The sequence below is a fragment of the Marinibactrum halimedae genome, from assembly GCF_021234875.1.
In the GTDB taxonomy this organism is placed as follows: Bacteria; Pseudomonadota; Gammaproteobacteria; order Pseudomonadales; family Cellvibrionaceae; genus Marinibactrum; species Marinibactrum halimedae.
Genome location: NZ_JAJQVM010000035.1, coordinates 1 through 23,047 on the forward strand (window position 1 = coordinate 1; position 23,047 = coordinate 23,047).

Consider the following 23,047-nt stretch of genomic DNA (forward strand, 5'->3'; position numbering starts at 1 on the left):
TGCCCTCGTATTAAACACTGTATAAAAGCGACCACAACGCCTAATGAGTAGTGACAGTGAGGAATACAATGATCTAGATAAAGGCGTCTGGTATGACCACAGCCGGTTCTTCCATAGCGAGCACTGCATAAGATTCGTTTACCAGTGACTTCATTAAAACGTGATGCCCCTCGTTTGTAGACATAGCCATGAGACACCCACTGATCATTTTTAAGGCAATGTTGGCATGTATCGGCTTTTGGGAGTGTTTTTAGGGATCGAGTGTAGGATTCTAGTGAGGAGAGTGAGGGAAAGAAGCGCCGCATAAAAAACCACTAAGTTGAAAAGGGGGAGATTCTACAGGGAAATTGAGTTTGTCGAATTAGCGTTGTAGGGAGCGGGTTGGATACGATGTTAATTGGGTAGGAATAGGCTGGATCGTTCGATGGTAGTTTGGGAAATTACATGGTAATTCAACTGATTAATCCGTCAAGTGCGGATTTTTTAATGCCTCTAGAAAAGCTATTAGAATCTACCCATGCTAAGTAAGATGCCTCACCTTTGTCTGTAGCCGCAAAAACTTTATCCGCTAATGTGGTACGTTCAGCGGTCATCTAGAATTCTGGTATTAAGAGAACACAGAGCGTACAATTTATTTTAATCGCTGTTGGTGTATAAACGACTATCTTGGTTATAGTCATCATCCATGTGTTCTCAATATAGAAGATCCAGCCGTGAATATAGATCGTCGAGGTTTTATTAAATCATCTTCCGTGTTGCTGGGAGCAACGGTTGCCGGCGGGCTTTGTGCGTCAACGGAATCTTCTAAAAAGCTCGGGGTCGCGCTGGTGGGATTAGGTTACTACAGTACCGATTTATTGGCTCCGGCACTACAGCATACTCAACAGTGCTATTTATCCGCCATTGTGACGGGTACTAAGGCGAAGGAGTCGCAATGGGCATCTCAGTATGGCATTAAAAATTCTAATATATACAATTATGATAATTTTGACGATATTAAAAATAATGCGGATATCGATATTGTGTATGTGGTATTACCCAATTCCATGCATAAAGAATTTACGATACGGGCAGCCCAAGCAGGTAAGCATGTTATTTGCGAAAAGCCGATGGCATTAAATGCAATAGAATGCGAGGAGATGATTCTAGCGTGTAAAAAAAATAATGTTCGGCTCACCATTGGTTACCGTCTGCATTTTGAGCCATACACGCAGCATATTATGTCACTTGGTAAATCGCTCCCTTTTGGTGATATTAAGTATATTCAAGCCGCAGCCGAATTTCGTACACAGCCTGAAGACTTTCCCAATAGTTGGCGCCTGAAAAAATCAATGGGCGGGGGTTGGATGATGGATATGGGAATTTATGCCATTCAGGCCGCGCGTTATTCTAAACAAATGGAGCCTGTTGCGGTGACCGCGCAAACCGCCAATTCTCGGCCTCAGTATTTTAAAGAAGTGACAGAAACAACCACGGCGCAATTGTATTTCCCGGATGGGTCACTTGCTCAGATAACCGGTACGGCTGCGACCTTCGTTGGTAATTTAACAGTGGCCGCAGCAGATGGGCAGTATTATTTATCCCCGTTTTGGACTTATGAGGGTATTCGGGGAGGGACTTTATCCAAACCTTTTGATTTCCCTCTTGTTCATCAGCAGGTCACACAATTGGATGAAATGGCGATTTCTATTCGGGATAATCTACCGATGCGTGTGGAAGCAGAAGAAGGGCTAAAGGATATGAGAGTGATGGATGCAATTTTTCGCTCCATTGCGCTCGGTGGCAAAAAAGTCATTATTTAAATGCATAGTGAGAAAATTTTCAGAATTTTTCTGTATTGTAATCATTAGGATGAAAACGGTCAGCTTATCGAATTCAACCTCTTCAAGCGTCTCGGCTTGGTGTTTACTGTGCTTAAGGGTGAAATTAAAAAACCGACAGTAATACTGCCGGTTTTTGTTGATGAAATTACACTTCTGAATATTGCTGGCTATTTATACCGGACAATTTGCAGAGGCGGCTTGTTCTTCACTATCAAAACACCGGTCACAAGACTCTGAAAAAACAGGATGACTTGCAGGACAATTATTCGGTGTTGGTGTTGGTGTTGGTGTTGGTGTTGGTGTTGGTGTTGGTGTTGGTGTTGGTGTTGGTGTTGGTGTTGGTGTTGGTGTTGGTGTTGGTGTTGGTGTTGGTGTTGGTGTTGGTGTTGGTGTTGGTGTCGGAGTCGGAGTCGGAGTCGGAGTCGGAGTCGGAGTCGGAGTGCCGCCCAATATTTCGAATAAATCAGGTGAGGCATTGAGCCAGTCGCTACCGCTAATTTCATTAACCCAATTATTTTGAATTAATGTGTTGGCTTCGACTCGTGTATCACCCCAATAACCATCGTTGTAAGGCGGTTGCCATAGCCATTGAGTATCCCAGTCGGCATTGATGTAGGCAACGGCTTTAATCACATCGTCATTTTGGTCAATGTAGTTAAAAAACGGTGCGTACCATTTATTCCAAATACCTAAGCCGCCATTAGGAACAGGAATGGCATTGTTGCCGGCAGGCTCTGTGGATTCGGTGAGTTCTTCAATGTCAAAGCGTTGAGAGGCTGACTCAGCAATAAGCACTGGTTTGTTATTCTGACGTGCAAATTGAACAACGTTGTTAACGCCTTCGTGGTCTCGGGTGCAATCATCTTGTCGGAAATAAGAAACCCCAACCCAATCTACGTAGTTGGCACCCGGCCACCACTCGGTGAAAGGCGCATTGTTGTGAGTCAGTACTTCACCGATCACGGCGCCTTTGCTGGCATCATTGTAGCTAGAGCAGTAGCTGGAACTGTGCCAAACCATAATGATGTTGTCTGCGTTTGCGGCTTCTTTTTTGTCGTACATGCGTCGCCAAGCTCGTTTGAATGGGCCAGGATTATAATCATTCCACTCCCCATCAAACTCATAACCCCAACGTACGTAAACCGGCCGCTCCCAACTTTTTAGAATGCGAATAAATTCGTCAAGGTTATCGTCCAGTTGCCCGCTGTTAATTTGCCCGAGCTGTCCTTTCATCCAGACCCCTATGGTGAGCACGCTATTGGGGTAATCGCCAAATAGTCGTCCCATATTGTTGGGGCCGCCGCCGTTGTCTACATCCGTAATTAAACCGCCTAAATCTCCGATATTGATGTAGCCGGTGACGCCTCCGGGCACGATACCGACGCTGTCTGTGTAATTCTCAATACTGACTAAGTCTTGGCCCACAATCATGAGTTTTTTTCCTGCTGGAGGCAGGTAAGGGCCGCTGACTTGTGCGTAGGATGTGGAGATGCTCAGTCCTAATGCCGCTCCAACAATCAATTTGCTGATGGTGGAGCTGAGTTGTTTTGGTTTTATCATTATTATCACCTTTTATTTTGAATAACAAAAAGACACAAATGTAAGAAGTGTTTTTCTACTTTGTTTTATTAACAATAAAGAAAACATCAATACAACATTTGTGATACCACGGGAGTGATATTCTTTTACTTGGTAGTCCCTGGAGATTATCGCTTTGTAATCGTTTACATTTTTATGCGGCTTTAGGGCTAGTCCGATGTTCGGTATTTAGTGTATTCGTTTATGTAATATTTTTAGGTATGTGATTAATAGGCTGCAGCGGATGAGTTTGAATTTATTAATTCTTATTTTTATTGTTAATTTTAATGTGTTTCGGATTTATTAGGTTTTAGGTAATTTGTCGCTTATCTCGATAATTTGTGCTTCTCACATTAAAACTTTGGTGAAAGAAGTTCAACTGTTTTTATAAGGTGGTTTTTGTATGATAAGCCGACGTGAAAATCGTTACATTAAAAGGCTGTGTTTTAGTGGTGTGGTTCATGAGTGAAAATGAAAGAGGTTTATTAAAAACGCTCTTCAAAAATCAAATGGGTTTATTTTTGCAGTTAAGTTGGAGCCAAATGAGATAGTGGTGATAACTATTGTGTGTGGGAGAAGAAAAGGTTGGCGAGAAGTTTTGAATGACGTTTCTATTTGAGAGTGTTAGATAAGATGATTTTTGTGCCATTGGGCGTCAATTTTGAAACATTTTCTAGAAATAAACCAAAAACTGTTAAAAACAGGATAATAGGGTAAATCCAACAACCTAAAAACCAACGTATCTATTCGTAACATCCATCAGTTTGTTACCGTGTTCTTTTGGGTTTGAGCCCTAGGTAGTTTGGGTTTGAGCCCTAGGTAGTGCATGTAACATAGAGGGTTGATAGTCATGTCTGCGAAGCTGGTAAGTACATGTTGAAAGGTAGCCGTTGGAATTTGTGGTAAAGGTGTACGATTGTTAGTCTGATGAATTAGGCTTATCGATGATTTCGTGCTACCTGACCCTGATATGGTTTAAAAACGACCCCCGAGCTGAAGGCAAGTTAAGAGTGAGTGAGAAACGGGCAAATCAATGCCGGTGGCGCTATTGATAATCAACGGATTAATAGCCCTAGTTTTATTGGGGTGGAGTGGTGGCACCTTACGTGGCAAAATTCGTCTTACGAAAAGAAGAGGTTTGCTTATTTGTGTTACCTCAACACCAAAGCAACCTCCTGATGTATTTTGGAAAAAGGCCAACGCTTTATATGGTAACCATTACAGAATCTGCGCAAGAGTATCTTGCTGAATTACTCTCGAAACAAAACGAAGAAGGCATTGGCATTCGGATGTTTGTCTCTAGCCCCGGAACCCCCCAAGCGGAAACCTGCATTGCTTATTGTCGCCCCGGTGAAGAAAATGAGGCTGATGAGGTGGTCGAGTTTGGGGCATTCAAAGCTTATTTCGAAGGGCGCAGCTTGCCTTACTTGGAAGAGGCGAAAGTCGATTATTCACCAGACCGAATGGGAGGGCAGTTGACGATTCGGGCACCGAACTCAAAAATGCCCAAGGTGACTGAAGACAGCCCTTTAGAAGATAAGGTCAATTACGTTCTTTATAATGATGTGAACCCCGGTTTAGCGGCCCACAATGGCAGTGTTGCCTTGAAAGAAATCACGGAAGACAACTTCGCTGTTCTGCAATTTGGGGGTGGTTGCCAAGGGTGTAGCTCGGCGGATATCACCTTAAGGGAAGGGGTGGAAAAGACCCTGAAAGAGAAAGTGCCGGAGCTGGCGGGGGTGCGTGATATGACGGATCACTCTGATCGATCACAGGCGTATTATTAATTGCGTGTTGTGGAGTTAAGAGCGTTGTAATCCAAAAACCCGGTAATAAACCGGGTTTTTTGTGCTTGCTTTCCAGGTTATAGATGTCTTAACGCTTAAGCCCCTTATTATTGGCCACGGCTACCTACACTTCCCATCACTACTTACACTTCTCACAACTGCCTATGGGTATTATTTTATGGCACACACACATCATCACATCAATTACATTGAAATTCCCACAAAAGACTTAGAGTCGACGAAATCTTTTTTTGCGTTGGTGTTTGGGTGGACATTTCAGGACTTTGGGCCGGATTATTCCAGCTTCTTGGCTTGTGGGGTCGATGGCGGCTTTTTTACTTCAGAGCAGTCGGTTTCGACGGTTACGGGGAGTCCGTTGATTGTCATTTACAGTCAAGATTTGGAGGCCACGTTGCAGTCTGTGGAGAGTGCCGGTGGCAAAGTGGTAAAACCTATCTTTTCCTTTCCCGGTGGACGACGCTTCCATTTTGAGGAGCCCAGTGGTAATGAATATGCGGTGTGGTCTGAATAGGGCTCGTTAATGGTTTAATGGCATCAAGGTAATGAATGGTTTAGTGTTTTTTACTTTGATTGCCTAGTTTGGTGCTGTAGGTCAGTAAGACATCTAGGTAGTCTTTCTCGGCCATTAAGTTGGTATTGAGTTTAGGCATGATGTGTATCTTTTTGCCGTCCCAATGCAGCATTAATGGGTGGTAATGATGTTGCCCTGCTGTGTCGTGATAAACCGAGTAAATGGCGGTTTTTAGTGGTTTGAAAGAGAGTGACGCTGCAATTTTCGCAATGGTCTTTGCATTAATGCTTTTTGCGTTCAGTGGTTTTTCACTGATGAGAAACAGGTAGTTTTTACCCTGCATTTGTGTGTATCGAATGGTGGCACTGGGTCGATGTTTAGGCCGACGACTCTGTCCTTGAGCGCGGTTTTTTTGCAATGAGTTGTCCATAGGAACCTCCTAAAATCTCCATCTGCTGAGCCATATTCATATCGAAATTCACACAACTGTCCAGACTGGGGACAACCTAACGACAGGCGATATGACACAGGCGTCAATGAATAAAAAATATGTTGCAACAGGCGAGTGTTACGCTTTTTAAGTTTGTTTTTCATCATTGTTATTGGATATCACGAGCCCATTTCTATTGATGTTGGGTTTTTATTCCGTGATTGCGTTCGAGACTATCCCTGCGTCCGATGGATTACAACGTGGAAGTCGACGTTTTATTGGCATTTTGAGTAGAGGTTTTGATTTTTTAGACCGGAGTCGTCTAACTGAAGAGGTGTAGATTCCAGATAAAATGAGGAGTGTCACGTTTTGTGACCAAATAGAGCGATATATAAACAAAAACAAAAGGTCTCAATAGAGACCTTTTGTTGATGTCAAAACCTTCTTTGCTAGGGGCTATAGCTAGGGTTTAGGGGCTACGCTCCGTTACCAGCGCCCAGGAAGTACCGTTTTTAGTTTGTCGTGCAATGTGCGCAAGCAGCGCTCTGTGGTGTTCCAATCAATACATTTATCGGTAACCGAAACCCCATAGGTTAAGTCTTCTAGGTTTTCAGGAATTGATTGGTTGCCTGGGCCAATGTTGCTTTCAATCATGAGCCCAATAATGGATTTATTGCCCTCAATGATTTGATTCATGGCGTTTTCAATGACCAATGGTTGCAGCTCGTGATTTTTATTGGAATTGGCGTGGCTGCAGTCGATCATGATGTTGGGGGTGATGCCGGCATCGTTCAATTCACGCTCACATACCGACACACTGACGGAATCATAATTGGGTTTGCCGTTCCCACCACGTAATACAACGTGACCGTAAGGGTTACCCCGAGTATGGATAATCGAAACCTGGCCATCGCCGTTAATGCCCAAAAAGCGATGAGGGTTAGCGGTGGATTGCAACGCATTGATTGCCACCGTCAAGCTGCCGTCGGTGCCATTCTTAAAGCCCACCGCTGAAGACAAGCCACTGGCCATTTCTCGGTGAGTTTGTGATTCGGTGGTGCGAGCGCCAATGGCCGACCAGCTGATTAAATCTTGCATGTACTGGGGTGAGATTGGGTCGAGTGCTTCGGTAGCGGTCGGTAAGCCAAGCTCGGCGACATCCAGCAGCAATTGGCGACCAATATGCAATCCTTCTTGAATTTTGAACGAGTCGTTGAGGTAAGGGTCGTTGATTAGGCCTTTCCAGCCAACCGTTGTCCGTGGCTTTTCGAAATACACGCGCATGATGACAAAAATCGTGTCACTGATTTCTTCAGCCAGTGCTTTTAATCGTTCGGCGTAATCTTTCGCGGCCTGGACGTCGTGAATGGAACAGGGGCCGATGACGACCATCAAACGATGATCTTTCCGGTCGAGAATATTCCGAACGGTGGTCCGGCCTTTGGTGACGGTCTGGGCCGCCTTTTCACTGATGGCAATGTCGTTTTTGAGGGTGTCTGGGGTGATCAGGAGTTCCTGAGACACCACATTTAAGTCATCGATTAAGTCGCTCATGGTCTGTTCCATTGTTTAGGCAGTTTTCAGGCCTTATTGTTAGTTTTTCACAGTTTCTTATCGCCGTGATTCCATTCCGACGTTTGCCGCAGTTGGTCTGTTAGCAATTGGTCTGTTGGCAGCTGGACTGTAGTTGGCAGCTGGAGTGTAATAGTAGCCATTACTGATTGGGTTTCGCAATTTTGTCACGCTTGCGTTGGTAAAAACGCGTCGGTAAAAACGAATCGATAAAAACGATTTGGCAAAACGATGGCATTTCCACCAGTTTTCAGGCCGAGTATGACGATCATTACGATTATCCTGATATGAATTACCAATAACAACAAAGAGCCTTATTGCTTAAATTAATAAACCTTATTTGGAGGCATTTACCCGATCAATCGCCGTTGCAGAGGAACGTACTCAAAATGATCGAGGTTGGGAAAGTATAAGCCTGCAATGACAGTGGTATTTTCCATGGCCTGAAATAGTTGTGTGTAGTTGGCCAATTGCGTGCGATAGGTAGTGGCTTCTCGTTCGATAAAGGTTTCTTGGGTTTCTCCTGGTGTGGGTACGGCGCTTTTGTAATCAATAATCCACCGGACTTTTCGTGCTCTGGGCAGGTTCAATGGCAGGTGTTGCCCTGTGAGGTGTTGGGGTATCGCCGCCACGAAGGTTCGATCAATCACAAAATGCCGTTGTTTAACGTTGTGCCACAGCGCCAGTTCTGTGGCGCTGTTTTGGTGAGAGCGATCCAAAATCCATTGCCCAACAGGGGAATGCAGTGCTCGACGTGCGGGAGAGAGCACATCCATCACCGCATCGGGCAGTTGTAATTCACTTACCCCACGTTGTCGCAGTTGGCTTTCTACCCAATGGCGTTTTTGAGAAATGCGTTCATCACTCCAATGCTCGATGCCGTCTTCGGTAATGTTCTGTAACAGTTGATGCAAAATTGTGCCCGTATGACGGGCCAAGCGATTTAATGAGCCCCGTGGTATTGGCCGGTTCAGCTCTGTTTCAATAGAGGTTGCTTCAATAGAGGTTGCTTCAATGGGGGTTGCTTCAATGATAGTTTCTACCGGGCTTTGGTACGTTGGATGGCCGATATTGCCTTCAAAATCAAAGGCTTTGCCCCGATAGCGCGCCAACAAGGATTCTTCCGGCCAACTCGGTGGGGTGTTGTAAATTACCCGGCGAATCTTATGCCAGGCGGCTAAAGGGTTGGTGGCAGCGGCACTTTGTGCTGCAACGGGTAAAGTGTTGAGGTCAACGTGAGATTCATGATGGAAAGCCGCACCCAGTGTAGGGGAGGGCGAAGCAATCCGCATTTGTCCTTGAAATGTTGGCCAAATACTCGATAGCAAACTTGCTTCAGAGGGTTTTTTGTACTCAATGGCATCGGGGTCTGGGGAGTGTTTGGTTGTGGCTTCTTTTACGTGAGCAATGAGATGCAATGTACGAATCGCACGGGTGCAGCCCACATAGAGTAATCGAGTGGCTTCAAAGCGCTGCTTTTTTTCTTTTTCTTGATGAATAAATTCATACAGGGGTGAGTTGCTTTGCCCTCGTTGGCCCAATGAGGCCAGCAATAGCCAGGTTTCACCAGATTGGGTTAGATAGTGTTGCCACTGGAGCAGATCTTTGGTGTTGGCTCGGCTGCCACGATCCAGCCCTGGTAAAATGACGTGATCAAACTCCAACCCTTTGGATTTATGGATGGTCATAATGTGAAGGTTGGGGTCTGCCTCAAGGGAGGGGCGAGCGTAGAGCTTATCCATGGCCCGCTCAAAACTGGCCCAGTCTGAAATCATTCCGCCTTGATCGTGTTCATCCAATAACTTCCAAAAGGGTTGTAAGTTGTCGATGTCCGACGCTTCCAGAGCGATTCCCCCGCCATTTAATGCCAAAAATGCGCCTTCTACCCAGTGTCGTAAACGTTTTCGTCCTCGCTGTTGCCAGGTGTCGTTGATGACGCTTGCTAAGGCCATCAGGCGTTGTTGCCCTGGAATAGAGAGGTTGAGCGCTTCGGCTGTTGGTTGGAGTGTATTGGTTTCTAAGCCCATCGGTTTTTCTAAGACCATAGGCTTTTCTAAGACCATAGGCTCTTCTAAGCCCATGCGTTCTTTTAAGCCTATGTGTTCTTCAATTATGTACCCTTCGTTCTCGTCTTCATAAACAGACAATGGCGGTGCGTCGAAGAGGTCAAATTGAGCGACTTCTGCTGCCGTTGGAGTCTGAGCTTCTAGAGGCGTGGTGGGGGTTAGGGTTTGTATGCCATCCCCCGTGGTAGAAGCCATCGCATCGGCCTTAGGTAAGGCTTCGTGACAGAGCTGAAGCAGACATTCCAGCACTGTCAGGCGTTTGCGGTCTGTGGTCGATTCGGTGTTATGGTGGGGGTGCTCGTGCAAATACGATGAGAGTGACAATAAATCCTGATTATCCAACCCGCACCACGGTGCACGCAGCAGCGCAAACCAGGCGATGTGATCGGTAGGATCGAGCAGAGCGCGGGTTAATGACAGAGCATCCACAATGGGCATACGCTGATTGAGTGGCTCAATTTCAGTGGCATTGGGTTTGAAACCGGCCCTGTCGAGTGTGCGAAAAATTTCCCGTAAGTGGGAGCGGTTGCGCACCAATATGGCAACGCTCTCGTCGGGTTTTGTTTTGCGCAGAGTAGTGACGGCATTGAGGACGGTGTGTGCTTCAGTTTGTCGAGCCTCATCGGTTTGCTCATCGCTAATGACCACTCCGGTGCAAGTGATGTGTTGCGTTATATCCGGGGTTTTCTGATCAAAGGCATTGGCAGGGCTGTACCGCACCGCCCCTCGGGCAATGTCATCTTGCTTGGGAAAGGCATGGGCAAAGGTGTTATTCACCCAATCGACAATGGCCGATTCACTGCGGAAATTCACGGTGAGATCGAGCGGCGTTAATGCCGTATCGCCCACCCCATGGGCACGCACATCCAAAAATAACCCCACATTGGCACCACGAAAGCCATAACACGACTGCATACCGTCGCCCACGACAAATAAGGTGCGCCCATCATTGGCTTCCCAGCCGTGGGTGAGTCGTTGCAATAATTGCAGTTGGGGCAGGGAGGTATCTTGAAATTCGTCTACCAAAATGTGTTTGATGCGATAGTCCAATTTCAGCAAGAGTTCGCTGATCTCTACTGGAGCGGCGTCCACACCGTGTTCATCTAAGGTGGCCGGGCCGCCTAGGGCATCAAGCGCGGCTTGGTTAACTTCGACAAAGTCAGTGGCGCCCCGCTCACCGAACGCCACTTTCAAATGCCCAACTAACAGCGGCAGTACTTCCATTAGGCTTTCTAAAAACGCCCACTCTTCATCCCGGTAATGGGCGTTTGGTAAGTCACGAAGCGTTTTCAATAGATCAAGCAACTCGGGTTGCTCTGCGGATAATTGCCCGATAAGCGCTTGCATAGCTTGCTTGCGAGTGGTCAGTAGCGCTTTGGTTTCTTTGGTATTGCCAGGAGGAAAGCCGATGTTTTTGTTGAGTTGCTTACGCCATCCACCTTGTTTGGTGGTCAACAACTCGGCGATACCTTGCCAATGAAGGACGTGTTCAGGGTCTGTTGTGGGCAGTGCGGTGATGCCAAGCAATTGAGCGATGGGGTTGTCAGGGTCAATCGATTGCAATTGTTCGGCGGCAAAGTCACCCAGTAAGGCTAAGTCACTGGCAACGGGTTGCAGTGCTCTGGCGCATTGAGACAAATGATCTCGGATAACGTGATTGATACCCGCTTCTAACCATTGGCGCTGGTTTCGGCTTTGGATTAGCAACGTGAGCCATTGATCTCTGGTGGCCAGTAACTGGCACAGCAAACTTTGTAATCGAGAGAGATTGCAATCGAGGTGCATTACCAAACGGCTTAAAGGTGCACAGAAGTCGGATTCGGGCTTATCCAGCCAGGTGAGTGTCGCTTTTACCGCGTCTTCATAGGCGCGTTCCGGGTTGTCGAGGGTATCCAGATCGGTCCCTAAACCGCTTTCCAGAGGGAGCTGTTTTGCCAACGAACGACACAGTCCATCGATGGTTTGAATTCTCAAACGGGCTGGATTGTCTGGGAGATGCCAGCCCAGTTGGGCATCCCGTTCCAGTACGGATTTTGCCAAAGTCCAAGTTTGAGCCGCGTGAGGGTCTTGCGGTTTGGGGCCTTGGGCACTGTGCAAGGCTTTGACAATGCGGTGGCGCATTTCGGCGGCCGCCTTGCGGGTAAAGGTAATGCACAACACCTCTTCGGGTGATTGGCAATACGCCAGCAAGACGAGGGTTCGTTGAGTGAGTAGGCCGGTTTTACCAGAACCTGCTGGGGCCGTGACCGCAAAAGAGTGGTCTGCTTGTAAGGCTTTGCGTCTGGCGGCGTGGTCTGCGGGTGCGTGCGTGGAATGCAGGCTCATGGGTTGGGCTCGTCGTGGTTCATGGCGTTTTTTATGGCTTCTTTCATGGTGCTTTTATGAAGCTGTCGGTGGCGGCTTGAGTACCTTGCCACAGGCGCCAGAGGGCGTCTTTTTCGTACCCACGTAACAGTGGCGTGAACGCGGCAAATTGCTGTTGGCTTTGTGGGTGATAATCGTGATTCACCGCCCAGCCCGACAACACTTCATGGGCGATGTGGGTGAGAGTGAGCTGCCATCGGTGGGTAAGATCATCCCATGAGTCGACCGGCTCTTTGGTTTTGTGTGGGGCAATCAACCCCGGTATGGCTTGTAGAGTGTCGTCTGTCGACGGCGCTGCAATGCCTTTGAATTCCACAGTCTCGGCATTGAGAATACCAAAGGCGATGCCCGTGACGGGCTTGGGGTAGACCAAGGCATAGAGGGGCAGTTGAGGGTCAATGGGGCGCTCCCCTAACCAGTGGCTCAAGCTGGGTTTGCCGGTTTTGTAGTCGATGAGCAAGCCTTCTGCGTTTTGGCCGCTACCGTCACCCTTCACATCGTATCGGTCGATGCGAACACGAATTTCTAAGCCGGCAAAGTGGCCATGATAGGCGGTTTCGATGTCTTCTACATGAAATGCGGGGCGCGCTGCATCCAGCGATAACCACCGTGATAACAGCTGGAATTGTCGATCATGCTCCAGTGTGCGCAATGCAGGTGTTAGGGATCGTGTTTGCCCTGTCAAGGTGTGCATGGCTTTCTGGATGCTGATATGCAGTGTGTCTTCTCGGGCTTGGCTGTCCATGGCGGTGAGGTGTTCTTGGTCTTGTACTTTACGCCAAAAGTGGGCGAGCGCATCGTGAGTGAGTGTGCCACGGTCTGCTGCTGACAAGTAATCACTGGCTTCTCTTGGGTCTGGAATGCCCAGTCGGTAGCGCACAAAGGCCCCAAAGGGGTTTAAACATTGGCTTTTGATCAAACTGGCACCGCCGGGTTGTGTGCCAGGGAGTGTGATGGCCGGTGCCCACTCGCAATCCACCCATTCGAGTCTGGCCTGTTCCCATTGGGCTCGATAGAGCCCGGCGAGGGGCGATTGCAATAGATCTGTTGGGTGGTCGGGTTGCATCAGCGTTGCCGGGTCGACCAGTGGAATATCCCGAATCAGCGGGCTGGGGTGAGATTCCTGATCATCGCGGGTGTTGGGTGAGCTGACAACGACGTTGGGGGCGCAGTGTAAATACCGGTCTGTCAGCGCTTTCGCAAAGGTGAGTTCGCGTTCGGCGGTGGCATTCGGGAGGTTGTGTGCTTGCTGTAAGGCGATCGGTAACAACGGGTTGGTGTTGGGGGGGGCTGGCCAAGTCTGATCACTTAATCCAAACACCCAGCAAAAATCAAATTGCAAGCCCGCCCCTTCCAATGCACCGAGCACTTGAATGGGCGAGTCGGGCGTTTGGGCTTGGAAGGGCGTGCGTTGGGTGAGCCCTTGTAGCCGTTGAAGCGCATCATGGTAGGTCAGCGCCGGTGCGGTTAGCCCCAGTGCGGCAAAGGTATCCAACAATCCGTAAAACTGCTCGACTTGCTGGTATTCGTTGCTGTCGAGGCGCCGATAGCCTGGCCAATTCAACAGCATTAATTGCGAAAGAAAGGTCTCCGTCCAGCTGTTCGTGCTTTGTTGGGTGGGCAGTCGGCGAAGTTGGCTGTCCAGTTGCAGCAAACGCTCGCCGGTGTCTGTGGAATCCAGTGCCTGTCGCAATTGTGCCGGCGTAATAAAATCCCGATTTAGGCTTTTCAGTGCCTCAATGGCGGTCCATCGTGCGTGTTGGTCGGCTGCGCTTCCCCAAAAAGGCGAGGTGAGTAAGCCAATAGCTCGGGGCAATGCAAGGCGTGTGCCCTGCAAACTCAGCAAATCAAAGGCAGCTTGTATGATGGGGGCTTGAGACAGAGGTGTCCCGGCGGAAAAGTTAAACGGTAAGGTATAACGCTCATGTTGTGGCGCGAGATAATGTGGCTCGAAAACTTCTAAGAGGTGTTGTTCAATCTGTTCTCGCACTTGCCCCAGTTGCGTTGCAATGATGCCAATACTGGCGTTGGGGTGGGTGCTTAAGGTGTGTTTGGCCCAGAGTGCAACGGCGGTCATTTCTTCCTCGGGTGAAGAAAACGTCAATCGTGCCCGTGTGGGCTCTGTGTTGGTGCGGCTACCAGGTACACCATGGTGATGAGTCGCCGCCTTCTCGAATAGGGTGTGTATCGCCGGAGGAATATCGTCAAACCCCACAAAAACCAAATCTTGCACCGGACTCAATTGCTCGGATTCGAACGCCCTCATTAAGTGGGGCAGGCGTTGTTCTGGTGTCAGCCACTGGTGCTGTTTGAGTCTGTCTAGAAACGTGTGTGCCCAACCTTGGAAGGGAGTAGTGGGGTAGCCGTCGATATCACGTAACGTCAGATTCCAGAGTAAAAGGTGTTTCAGTGCCCGATCGGCATGTTCGGCTAATTTGTCAGGGCGGGCCATGGGGGCGGAGTCCAGTGCGTCCGTAATGATGTCTTCCCACAACCACTGCCGTTGTTCTGTGCCCAGAGTAATCCACCCTGCCGGAAAGGGTATTGCTATGTTGTCGTTATCGCGGTTTTTTGTGGAGTGGTCATGGTTTGCAGTGTGGTCATGGTTTGCAGTGCGGTCATAGGTTGCAGTGTGCTGTTCGACCCACGTATGCCAGGTTAATTCCAGCCATTCGGATTGTGAAAATACCTGAGGCACCGCAGAGACAGTTTCACCCTTCAGGCGGTGGTGTTCCCCTAATGCTTGTAACAATTTGGCTTTTAAGCGGCTATTAGGGGTCAGGATTGTGTGGCCTGCGTCAAGGTGGGCCAGTAATGGGTGTATATCAAATAGGGGTCTGGTCATCAGTGGGAGTATCGCTTGAATGTGTCTGTAAAAGTAGCGCTATTAATGGGCGAAGGCTTATTGAGAGGCCCCATCATCAAGATCTGATTCACGAAAACCGAACTCATTAAAACCGAGTTCACTACAAGCGCTATCGGTACAGGCCAGCTCATTTTCTTTTGGGGGCGCTGTAGAGAAGGGTAAATCTACCAATGACCAAGTGGCGCAAAACCACGTCCCCAATTGAGCCATAAGCGCTTCAGCCTTGAGCGGAGGGGCAGTAAACAACGCTTGGTAATGGGGGGGCGTGGTAATGGACGATTCAACTCGACGGTCTGAAAGAGAGGTTTGAGCTTTCATGACTCGCTGTTCTTCTACCAAAAACTGTACCCGTCGTGCAATGGCATCGCCGGAATCCACCCAGTGCGTAATGTTTGGCAGAACACGCTTAAGGTCAGCCTCCAGAAGAGGAAAGTGGGTACAGGCCAGCACCATGGTGTCCATCTCAGGGAAGCGCGGGTGCGCACTAAAAGGGGCTAATACGGAGGTGAGTTGAGTCAGAGAGGGCGGATTATTGCGCAGCTTTTCCTCCGCAAGTCCTACTAACGCTTTACTGCCTACGGGGATCACCGTGCAGTCATTGGCAAACTCTTGAATTAACCCATCGGTGTATTGACGGTTGACGGTGCCTTGCGTGGCCAAAAGACCAATCACTTTGCTATCTGACAATCGAGCCGCCGGCTTTACGGCGGGTACGACCCCGACCACGGGTTGTGTTAATAATGATCGCAACGTAGGTAGAGCAATGGTACTAGCGCTGTTGCAGCCCACCACAATGATATCGTAATGAGCTCGCTGGCAGAGATGGCCGACCACTGACTCAATGCGTGCAATTAATTCATCTTCTGATTTTTCACCATAGGGGAAAGCGGCGTTGTCGGCGGCAAACGTGATATGAGCCGAAGGAAGCCGCGTTTTGATGTGTTTGACGATACTCAATCCGCCAACGCCGGAATCGAAAACAAGAATACGAGGCTGAAGATTCATCATTTATGGTTAGTAATGGGGGTGCCCGTGTGATTGAAAAAGCCTGCAAGTAAAGCAGATCAGTGTATGGGGCTGACGTATTTATTGACGAGCCGACGTAGTGTTGTATCAATGCACTGTTGTACCAATGCATGTTGTATCAATGTAGCGTTATACAAATGCATGTTGTATCAATGTAGCGTTATACAAATGACGTAGCACTGTATAAATGTAGCGCTGTATAAATAATGCTATACAAATAGCGTTATACAAATGGAAAGCATTAATCATAGTGCAGGCGTTCGAGTTTGCTATGCACTGTGTTCGCCAATGAGATCATTAATGCTGTCTAAATATTGAGCCGGCTGATTGTCAAACATCATTCTGCCCCCCGAATGATAGGCCTTTAATAGCTCTTTACGGGCGTGAGTTAACTCTTGCATTTCGTACAACGCCTGGCCCAATCGTAAATGCACAAAGGGGTTTCCATTGATGTCTGGGCAGTGCAAACATGAGCGCAGCGCATGAACCGCTTGTTGAAATTTACCGCTTCGGTAATAGGTGTCGCCAATGGCGGTTAATACCCAGCCGGCCTCTATCCAATCGGTTTGTGGTTTGGGTAAGAGCAACCAAGCTTGGTAGAATGCTCGCAGAGCGGCCTCAAAGTCCTCAGTATCGTAGTAACGATACCCTTCGGCGCAGAGTTCTTTTAATTGTGTGTTAACGCTTTCGTCGAGTGCAGGCATAGAAAAGCTTTCAATGTCGTGGGCGTTTCAATGTTGAGGTCATAATAGCAAAAGTGCATAAAATGAAAATACCAGCGTATGTTTCCAGAGCTTAGTTCCGTTAATTTCCTTCCTTTTTTTATCAGTGCTGTCAGCGGCGTCGCCTTGAGTGGTCTTATTGCGGCCATCGTCTTGTTGCGGGTTCGGCAGCACTATCAAAACAACCTATTCAGTGTAGAGCAAAAATTTCAAGAAAAGTTGCAACAGCAGTTTCAACAACAGCAGCTTGACGAACAGGAAGCGCAGTTTTCTGTTCAGACCTTAGACAATACGCTGAAACGTTATGAGCAACAGTTGTCTGAAATTAAACACCAGCTTCAAGAGATGACCCATTTACGAGGTGTAGCAGAACAAAAACTCGCCGCCGTGACGGAAAGGGAGCAGCATTTAATTGTTTATAAAAAGACCAGTGAGACGTTGCAACATCAATTGCACGATACCAAAGAAGCACTGGCTCGAGCCCATGAGCAACAACAGGCTCGCGAGACACATTACCAAGAGCAGTTGCAAACCCTCAGTGATGCCAAGAAACAGCTTACACAAGAATTTGAAAATTTGGCGAATCGAATCTTTGAGCGTAAACAGTCTCAGTTTAATGAGGTCAGTCAAACCGCATTGAATACCACCATTGACCCGCTGAAACAGCAATTGCAGGAGTTTCGCAAACGGGTGGACGATGTGTACGACAAAGAGAACGCCGAGCGTAATCGTTTGGTGGGCCATATTCAGCAATTGCAAAAACAAACAGAAAAAATCGGTAACGATGCCATTAATTTGGCAAACGCGTTAAAAGGCGATAATAAACTCCAAGGGAATTGGGGAGAGGTCATACTCGAACGTTTGCTGGAAGACAGCGGTTTGCAAAAAGGTCGAGAATATCTTGTGCAGCCGTCGCTGAAAGACGAGTCGGGGGCGCGGCGCAGCCCGGATGTAATTGTTCGATTGCCCGAAGGCAAAGATATTGTGATCGATTCGAAAGTATCGCTGGCCGATTATGAGCGTTACTTCAGTGCGGAAGAAGAGCATCTTAAAAAAGCCGCTTTGCAAGCCCACGTTAATTCCATGCGTCAACACGTAAAATCGCTCAGCAAGAAAAGTTATCAGCATCTTGAGGGGCTTCGCTCTTTGGATTTTGTGTTTATTTTTGTTCCCATTGAAGCGGCATTTTTGTTAGCGTTGCAAGCTTCTCCAGAATTATTTAAAGAAGCTTATGACCATCATATTGTGTTGGTGAGCCCGACCACACTCTTGGCCACATTACGTACAGTGGAAAATATCTGGCGTTATGAAAAACAAAACACGAACGCAGAAGAAATCGCCAAAAGTGCAGGGGGACTGTACGATCAATTTGTCTTGGTCTTGGAGTCACTGGATTTACTTGGCGTTGCGCTCGAAAAATCTCAGCAGGCCTTTGAACAAACTCATAAACGATTAAGTTCTGGTAGAGGGAATTTATTGCGCCGTGTGGAGGGCTTACAAAAGCTGGGTGCAAAAACCAAAAAACAATTGCCACAGCGTTATCAGGTGAATGATTCTGCCTCACTGGAAGAATCTGAACACACGGTATTCGTTAATGCGGATGATGTGTAAACCAACGCTGTTTGAGCACATCACGCGCACAATTTTAAGTATTCAATGAGGTCTTTATGATTTGGTTAATCGTAGTCGCCATAATGGTCGTCGCGGTGTTGTCAGCCGTGGCGGCGTACTATTTGTGGCGTGTGCGTCAATTACGGAAATCACAACACAAATCCGTAACAGAGCACACCGCTGCCTATGAAAAAGAACGTCAGAAAAGAATAAACAGTATTCATATTTTGGCTCAAGGTGTGTTGGACGACCAATTGACAATGACGGAAGCGGCTATACGTATTGGTGTGCTTTTGGACTCTCTAGGGGTGGATGAATCGGTGCGTGAGCGCTATCGAGTTTTTTATCAGTTGGCTGAAAAAACAGCACATATTCCCATCCTAGAGAACTGGAAAAAACTGAGTAGTAAAGAGCAGAGGCGTTTTACCAAAGAGCGGGAAGTGCTGGAAGCTCAGTTTCACGATTTCATCCGTCAGGCAGCAAAAAACATTCGCTCGGATTCTTTTTAACGTTTTTAGGGGGGTGTTTAAAAATAAGGGGTATTGGGCGCATAAGTGGCGCATAAAAAATAGTCTATAGCAAGAAAAAACGGCTTTACTGACGATAACGCTCTCTAAAACACATTCGACAATCGAAAAATTGAGTAACTGTGGTTTACTGTTAATCTTTGTAAATATGATAAAAAGTGTTCTCGCAAATCCATTGATTTGGCGAGTAACAGGATTAGTGGTACTTGGAACTTATTGTCAATGCGTTATTGTAAGCAAATTTCGAATGGTGAACGGTTGTTTGTCATGGCGCGGCCAATGAGGCGTTGGTCTTTCGTATTATTTTCTTTAATGTTTTTTTTTCAACAGGTGAATGCTCAGTCGACTGCCGTTTCCGTGCCTTGGCTGGTGGTTCCAACGGAAGAAACCACACGTATTCGCGCATTGGTGTATCAAGAGCATTATCAAGTTGTTCAAAATGCATTAACTCAGCAGTCGTGTGAACACATTACCAATTATCGCTTGGGCAATATGATTTTGGTGGAGGCCATTCTGTTTTGTCAGGCTTTAGTCTTCGGGGGCTTACGTCCAGACATCGAGTTAGTGCCGATACCCAATCAGCCGCGTGCGTTGGAGATATTAAAAAAAGGCGGGTCAGATACGGCGGTATTCACGTTTTGGCGTCATGACGCCCAAGGCAAAATGTTGTTTGTCTCTGAAGCTATGGTTGGGGTTGGAGAATATTTTAAGGGGTTGTATACCGCTCGTTCGAATTCCGACATGCTGACGATTAAGAAACCGTCGGACCTTGAGCGTTTTATTGGCGTGGTTGATGAGTCTTGGCGAGTGGATCTTGAGGTATTTAATTGTTTAAAAGCGTCTCACAGTCATATTTCCAGTTACCCTCAGGCACTACGGTTGGTACATGCCAAACGAGTAGATTACATCCTTCATAATTTTGCTTCAAGCCCAGGCTTCTTGCACAACGCCTTTGATACCGAGCTGATCCCGGTACCAGGGGTTAAAGTGCAAATGCCCAGTTCGTTGCATTATTTTGTCAATCAACAGCGAATTAATGGACGTCGTATCGCCTCTGCCTTATCCCGTGGCCTTCGAATAATGCGAGAGCGAGGCATTATTGATCGCGCCTATGAAGATGTGACGGTTTTTGATCATCGTATTGATGACTGGGAGGCATGGGGGTGCCCCTCTGATGGTGTTTTACCCTCCGCGAATTAATCAGCCTGGTTTCGATTAAGACTACTTTTCTATCGGCTTTTCCCCAATGGTTTTTTCCAGTGGTTTCTTCTACTAACTGCTCTGCTTTCGATAATCCGCTATTTTTTAACGAGGCTCACCCCACATTCGATATGGTCTGTGTAAGGGAACTGGTCGAATAGGGCAAATCGCTCAATGCGGTGGGTTTGGCAAATGGTATTAAGGTTTGCCTTGAGTGTTTCGGGGTTACAAGATACGTATAAAATGCGATCAAATTTTTGGGTGATACTCACAGTGTGATCGTCCAAGCCCGCTCTTGGAGGATCCACAAAGACAGTTGAGAAGCGGTAATCGTTTAAATCAATGCCCTCCAGTCGACGAAATTGCCGTACCCCGTCCATGGCTTGAGAAAATTCTTCGCTGGACATGCGTACAATTTTTACATTATTTACATGGTTGGTTTTTAAATTTTCCAAGGCGGCGGCCACCGATGTTTTTGAAATTTCGGTCGCCAATACGTGTCGAAAGTTGCTCGCCAGTGGCAAGGTAAAATTACCGATACCGCAGTAAAGTTCCAATAAATCACCGGAGAACGCTTTGCTTGCCGAGACGGCCCAATCCAACATATGTTCACACACGTTGGCGTTAGGTTGTGTGAAGGCACCTTCCGGTTGTTGATACTGAAATGAACCGTTGTTTAAGGAAAAGGTTTCCATAACATAATCACGGCCAAGACAGCGCTTTTGTTTACGAGAGCGGCCAATAATATCCAGGTGAGTAACGACGTGATGGTGGGCCGTATTTTGAGCGGTTTCTTTACCCACCTCTTTAACAGTATCTTTAAGAGAGCAACAGAGAGTGTCACGCAGATGAGTTTGGAGTAATTCGGCTTGAGTTTGCCATTGATCATCCAAGGGTTTGTGATAAATCATCGTAATTAACACTTCACCACTGAGCGTGGACAAAAACTCCACTTGGAAGAGCTTTCTCTTTAACACTTCATTGTGGTTAATGGCCTCGAGCAGGTGTGGCATGGTCTCGGTGATAACCTGGCTTGCCACCGGAAAATCGTTGATGATAAACGGACGCTTGTACTCACCGCGTTGGTACATGGCATAGTGTGCGGTATTGTTTTCGTGCCAAATTTTAAATTCTGCCCGTTGTCGATAATGCGTTGTGGGTGAGGAGAAAACTTCCAATTCACACTGATTTGGCAATAGATCCGAGAAAAGCGTTGTGATGCGTTGCTGTTTGGTGCCAAGTTGGGCGTCATACTGTTCGGGGTATACTTGGTGAACGTTCATAGGCTTTTCAGTCATAAAATCAGTGTGGTTGTGGTGGTTAGTTGGAAACGGGTTTGCCAAATCAGTTGTGATTGATTCAGTCCTGATAAAATTCAGTCGTGATTCAATCCGGTCGCGATTAAACCCAGTCAATCAGTATGATTGGCAAAAGGCGGCGCAGTATATACGAATCTCTACATACAAGAACAAATTTTAGGTCAGTAAGGGGGTGGAGTGCAGGAAATTCAATTGCCAAAACAGGGACTTAGAATCAAACAGCTCGTCGAAGCGCTTGTGCGTGTGGACGGTGCCGAGCCTGCTTTAGGCATCCCTAAGCATCAGAAAATGGCGTCAGACCCCTTTGTATTCTTACGAGGTAGCGCCTCGCTTTTGTATTCCGATATTGCCTCTGGCTTGATTACTTTCCCCGATGAGCTTGATTATTTACCCCTTACTACCGTTATGGGCGATTGCCATGTCGCCAATTTTGGCTTTATCACTGAAGAAGGCTCCCATGGGGATCGTGTGATTTTCGCGCCCAATGACTTTGATGATGCTTGCATTGGTCGACCTGTGTGGGATGTGTTTCGATTCTTGGTGAGCATGGTGTTAGCGGCGGGCTATGGCGCGAAGCAGTACGGCAGTCAGCAAAGTGAGAATGAACCTGACAATGATGAAAAAGTAAGCGATGGCTCGATAAATACAGGGATATTGTCTGAAGCACACATCGAGCAGGCTATGAAAGATTTTCTTTGGGCTTACCGAAACGCGTGTTCACAATCGGTGCAAGACTCACGTTTTTATCATACAGCACTTGCGTCTTTCGAGAAGCCCCATTGTTTGGCCAAATTTTGGAAAAAAGCGCGAAAGCGGTGCTTTGGTGAAAAAAATTTTATGACCAAAAGTGCTTTGGCCAAAGCTTGCGACTTGGAAAGGCATCCGCTGCAATTTCGCACTGACCCCGCCAAGTTTCAGCGCCTTAATAAAACTGAGTATTGCCATATCGAATCGGCATTTGCACCGTATGTGGACGACGATATTCTGGATATTGTCGAGAGGCTGAATGCCGGTACTGGGTCGGTCAATATGCCACGTTACTATCTTCTGGTTGGCCCTCGGGGCGCTTCAAGCGCCACATCGGACTTACTGGCGCTAAGTCATCTTATTGAGGTCAAGCAACAGCGTCATGCAGCGCCGCTTTTTCATTTTCAATCCTTGTCGCCAAAAAACCGCTTGAATCCGGCACACTTAACTGTGTATTGCCAAAGCAGAATGCAGCGCTCACCGGATTTGGTCTTAGATGAGGTGGTGTGGCAGGGGGCCCATTGGTTGGTGCGCTCTCGGCATCATGCTCGGGTGGGTATTGACCCTGAAGCGGTCACGGTTGGAGAAAACGCAGTAAATGGGGGTTTTTCTGACTATGCTCAGGCGTGTGGGCATGTTTTGGCACTGGCTCATGGGCGTGGAGATCGTCGCTCTACGCAGCTAGAGCAGAGGGTTGTTTCGGTTTTGCCTGATCACATTGAGGGGTTGGTCAGAGGGGCTTTTGCCTATGCTGAGGTGGTCAAGCAAGACTGCGAACTACTCAAGACACTTTTGCCTTCCCACCGCTCCTTTTCGTCTTCTTTTCAACATGCATAAGGCGGCTTCGACCGTTTCACGAGAGCGTAAGGTCTAGCCT

General features: G+C 47.5%; 17 protein-coding genes. 7 read left to right on the forward strand and 10 right to left on the reverse strand.

Annotation, left to right across the window (positions count from 1 at the left end):
* Both LU351_RS17160 and LU351_RS17165 read right to left on the reverse strand, forming a co-directional pair.
* Window positions 1–305: hypothetical protein (locus LU351_RS17160; protein ID WP_232595322.1), on the reverse strand; the 305-nt coding region annotated here is incomplete at its 3' end.
* Between the two features lie 147 nt (window positions 306–452).
* Window positions 453–593: a hypothetical protein gene (locus LU351_RS17165; RefSeq protein WP_232595323.1), complete on the reverse strand. Its 141-nt coding sequence runs from the start codon at window positions 591–593 to the stop codon at window positions 453–455.
* 120 nt (window positions 594–713) lie between these two features.
* On the opposite strand from LU351_RS17165, the gene LU351_RS17170 reads away from it, so the two are divergent.
* Window positions 714–1,802, forward strand: coding sequence for a Gfo/Idh/MocA family protein (locus tag LU351_RS17170; RefSeq protein WP_232595324.1), 1,089 nt, complete (start codon window positions 714–716; stop codon window positions 1,800–1,802).
* A 192-nt stretch (window positions 1,803–1,994) separates the two neighbouring features.
* Here the strand turns inward: LU351_RS17170 and LU351_RS17175 are convergent, their stop codons facing one another.
* Window positions 1,995–3,383, reverse strand: a complete 1,389-nt coding sequence (locus LU351_RS17175) for a glycoside hydrolase family 26 protein (protein ID WP_232595325.1) — start codon at window positions 3,381–3,383, stop codon at window positions 1,995–1,997.
* A gap of 1,226 nt (window positions 3,384–4,609) precedes the next feature.
* Here LU351_RS17175 and nfuA point away from each other — a divergent pair.
* Entirely contained in the window at window positions 4,610–5,188 is a 579-nt protein-coding gene (gene nfuA, locus LU351_RS17180; protein ID WP_232595359.1) for a Fe-S biogenesis protein NfuA, read from the forward strand.
* A gap of 178 nt (window positions 5,189–5,366) precedes the next feature.
* Window positions 5,367–5,720: a VOC family protein gene (locus LU351_RS17185; RefSeq protein ID WP_232595326.1), complete on the forward strand. Its 354-nt coding sequence runs from the start codon at window positions 5,367–5,369 to the stop codon at window positions 5,718–5,720.
* Window positions 5,721–5,760: 40 nt separating this feature from the next.
* On the opposite strand, the gene LU351_RS17190 is transcribed toward LU351_RS17185, so the two are convergent.
* From LU351_RS17190 to LU351_RS17215, 6 genes are all read right to left on the reverse strand, one after another.
* Window positions 5,761–6,150, reverse strand: a complete 390-nt coding sequence (locus LU351_RS17190) for a hypothetical protein (protein WP_232595327.1) — start codon at window positions 6,148–6,150, stop codon at window positions 5,761–5,763.
* Between the two features lie 486 nt (window positions 6,151–6,636).
* Window positions 6,637–7,704: a 3-deoxy-7-phosphoheptulonate synthase gene (locus LU351_RS17195; RefSeq protein WP_232595328.1), complete on the reverse strand. Its 1,068-nt coding sequence runs from the start codon at window positions 7,702–7,704 to the stop codon at window positions 6,637–6,639.
* Between the two features lie 368 nt (window positions 7,705–8,072).
* Window positions 8,073–12,113 (reverse strand): UvrD-helicase domain-containing protein, encoded by a 4,041-nt coding sequence (locus LU351_RS17200; RefSeq protein WP_232595329.1) that lies wholly within the window; start codon window positions 12,111–12,113, stop codon window positions 8,073–8,075.
* Window positions 12,114–12,156: 43 nt separating this feature from the next.
* Window positions 12,157–14,997 carry a PD-(D/E)XK nuclease family protein gene (locus LU351_RS17205; RefSeq protein WP_232595330.1) on the reverse strand — a complete coding sequence of 947 codons (2,841 nt, stop codon included), beginning with the start codon at window positions 14,995–14,997 and terminating at the stop codon, window positions 12,157–12,159.
* A gap of 57 nt (window positions 14,998–15,054) precedes the next feature.
* Entirely contained in the window at window positions 15,055–16,026 is a 972-nt protein-coding gene (gene murI / locus LU351_RS17210) for a glutamate racemase (protein WP_232595331.1), read from the reverse strand.
* Between the two features lie 287 nt (window positions 16,027–16,313).
* Window positions 16,314–16,748 carry a hypothetical protein gene (locus LU351_RS17215; protein ID WP_232595332.1) on the reverse strand — a complete coding sequence of 145 codons (435 nt, stop codon included), beginning with the start codon at window positions 16,746–16,748 and terminating at the stop codon, window positions 16,314–16,316.
* Between the two features lie 78 nt (window positions 16,749–16,826).
* On the opposite strand from LU351_RS17215, the gene LU351_RS17220 reads away from it, so the two are divergent.
* The 3 genes from LU351_RS17220 to LU351_RS17230 all read left to right on the forward strand — a co-directional run bounded on the left by LU351_RS17220 (window position 16,827) and on the right by LU351_RS17230 (window position 20,104).
* Complete coding sequence (locus LU351_RS17220; RefSeq protein WP_232595333.1) at window positions 16,827–18,377, forward strand: DNA recombination protein RmuC; 1,551 nt, start codon at window positions 16,827–16,829, stop codon at window positions 18,375–18,377.
* A 56-nt stretch (window positions 18,378–18,433) separates the two neighbouring features.
* Window positions 18,434–18,886: a DUF2489 domain-containing protein gene (locus LU351_RS17225; protein ID WP_232595334.1), complete on the forward strand. Its 453-nt coding sequence runs from the start codon at window positions 18,434–18,436 to the stop codon at window positions 18,884–18,886.
* 297 nt (window positions 18,887–19,183) lie between these two features.
* Window positions 19,184–20,104 carry a hypothetical protein gene (locus tag LU351_RS17230; protein WP_232595335.1) on the forward strand — a complete coding sequence of 307 codons (921 nt, stop codon included), beginning with the start codon at window positions 19,184–19,186 and terminating at the stop codon, window positions 20,102–20,104.
* A 98-nt stretch (window positions 20,105–20,202) separates the two neighbouring features.
* On the opposite strand, the gene trmA is transcribed toward LU351_RS17230, so the two are convergent.
* Complete coding sequence (gene trmA / locus LU351_RS17235) at window positions 20,203–21,387, reverse strand: tRNA (uridine(54)-C5)-methyltransferase TrmA (protein WP_232595336.1); 1,185 nt, start codon at window positions 21,385–21,387, stop codon at window positions 20,203–20,205.
* 213 nt (window positions 21,388–21,600) lie between these two features.
* Here trmA and LU351_RS17240 point away from each other — a divergent pair, with 213 nt between their 5' ends.
* Window positions 21,601–23,007: a DUF2252 family protein gene (locus tag LU351_RS17240; RefSeq protein ID WP_232595337.1), complete on the forward strand. Its 1,407-nt coding sequence runs from the start codon at window positions 21,601–21,603 to the stop codon at window positions 23,005–23,007.
* The last annotated feature ends 40 nt before the right edge of the window (window positions 23,008–23,047 follow it).

What these genes read in the sequence shown, in the direction of transcription:
- LU351_RS17165 (WP_232595323.1), bottom strand. Translation starts at nt 593, where the DNA reads ATGACCGCTGAACGTACCACATTAGCGGATAAAGTTTTTGCGGCTACA.
- LU351_RS17175 (WP_232595325.1), bottom strand. Translation starts at nt 3,383, where the DNA reads ATGATAAAACCAAAACAACTCAGCTCCACCATCAGCAAATTGATTGTT.
- nfuA (WP_232595359.1), top strand. Translation starts at nt 4,610, where the DNA reads ATGGTAACCATTACAGAATCTGCGCAAGAGTATCTTGCTGAATTACTC.
- LU351_RS17185 (WP_232595326.1), top strand. Translation starts at nt 5,367, where the DNA reads ATGGCACACACACATCATCACATCAATTACATTGAAATTCCCACAAAA.
- LU351_RS17190 (WP_232595327.1), bottom strand. Translation starts at nt 6,150, where the DNA reads ATGGACAACTCATTGCAAAAAAACCGCGCTCAAGGACAGAGTCGTCGG.
- LU351_RS17195 (WP_232595328.1), bottom strand. Translation starts at nt 7,704, where the DNA reads ATGAGCGACTTAATCGATGACTTAAATGTGGTGTCTCAGGAACTCCTG.
- LU351_RS17200 (WP_232595329.1), bottom strand. Translation starts at nt 12,113, where the DNA reads ATGAGCCTGCATTCCACGCACGCACCCGCAGACCACGCCGCCAGACGC.
- LU351_RS17205 (WP_232595330.1), bottom strand. Translation starts at nt 14,997, where the DNA reads ATGACCAGACCCCTATTTGATATACACCCATTACTGGCCCACCTTGAC.
- murI (WP_232595331.1), bottom strand. Translation starts at nt 16,026, where the DNA reads ATGATGAATCTTCAGCCTCGTATTCTTGTTTTCGATTCCGGCGTTGGC.
- LU351_RS17215 (WP_232595332.1), bottom strand. Translation starts at nt 16,748, where the DNA reads ATGCCTGCACTCGACGAAAGCGTTAACACACAATTAAAAGAACTCTGC.
- LU351_RS17220 (WP_232595333.1), top strand. Translation starts at nt 16,827, where the DNA reads ATGTTTCCAGAGCTTAGTTCCGTTAATTTCCTTCCTTTTTTTATCAGT.
- LU351_RS17225 (WP_232595334.1), top strand. Translation starts at nt 18,434, where the DNA reads ATGATTTGGTTAATCGTAGTCGCCATAATGGTCGTCGCGGTGTTGTCA.
- LU351_RS17230 (WP_232595335.1), top strand. Translation starts at nt 19,184, where the DNA reads ATGAGGCGTTGGTCTTTCGTATTATTTTCTTTAATGTTTTTTTTTCAA.
- trmA (WP_232595336.1), bottom strand. Translation starts at nt 21,387, where the DNA reads ATGAACGTTCACCAAGTATACCCCGAACAGTATGACGCCCAACTTGGC.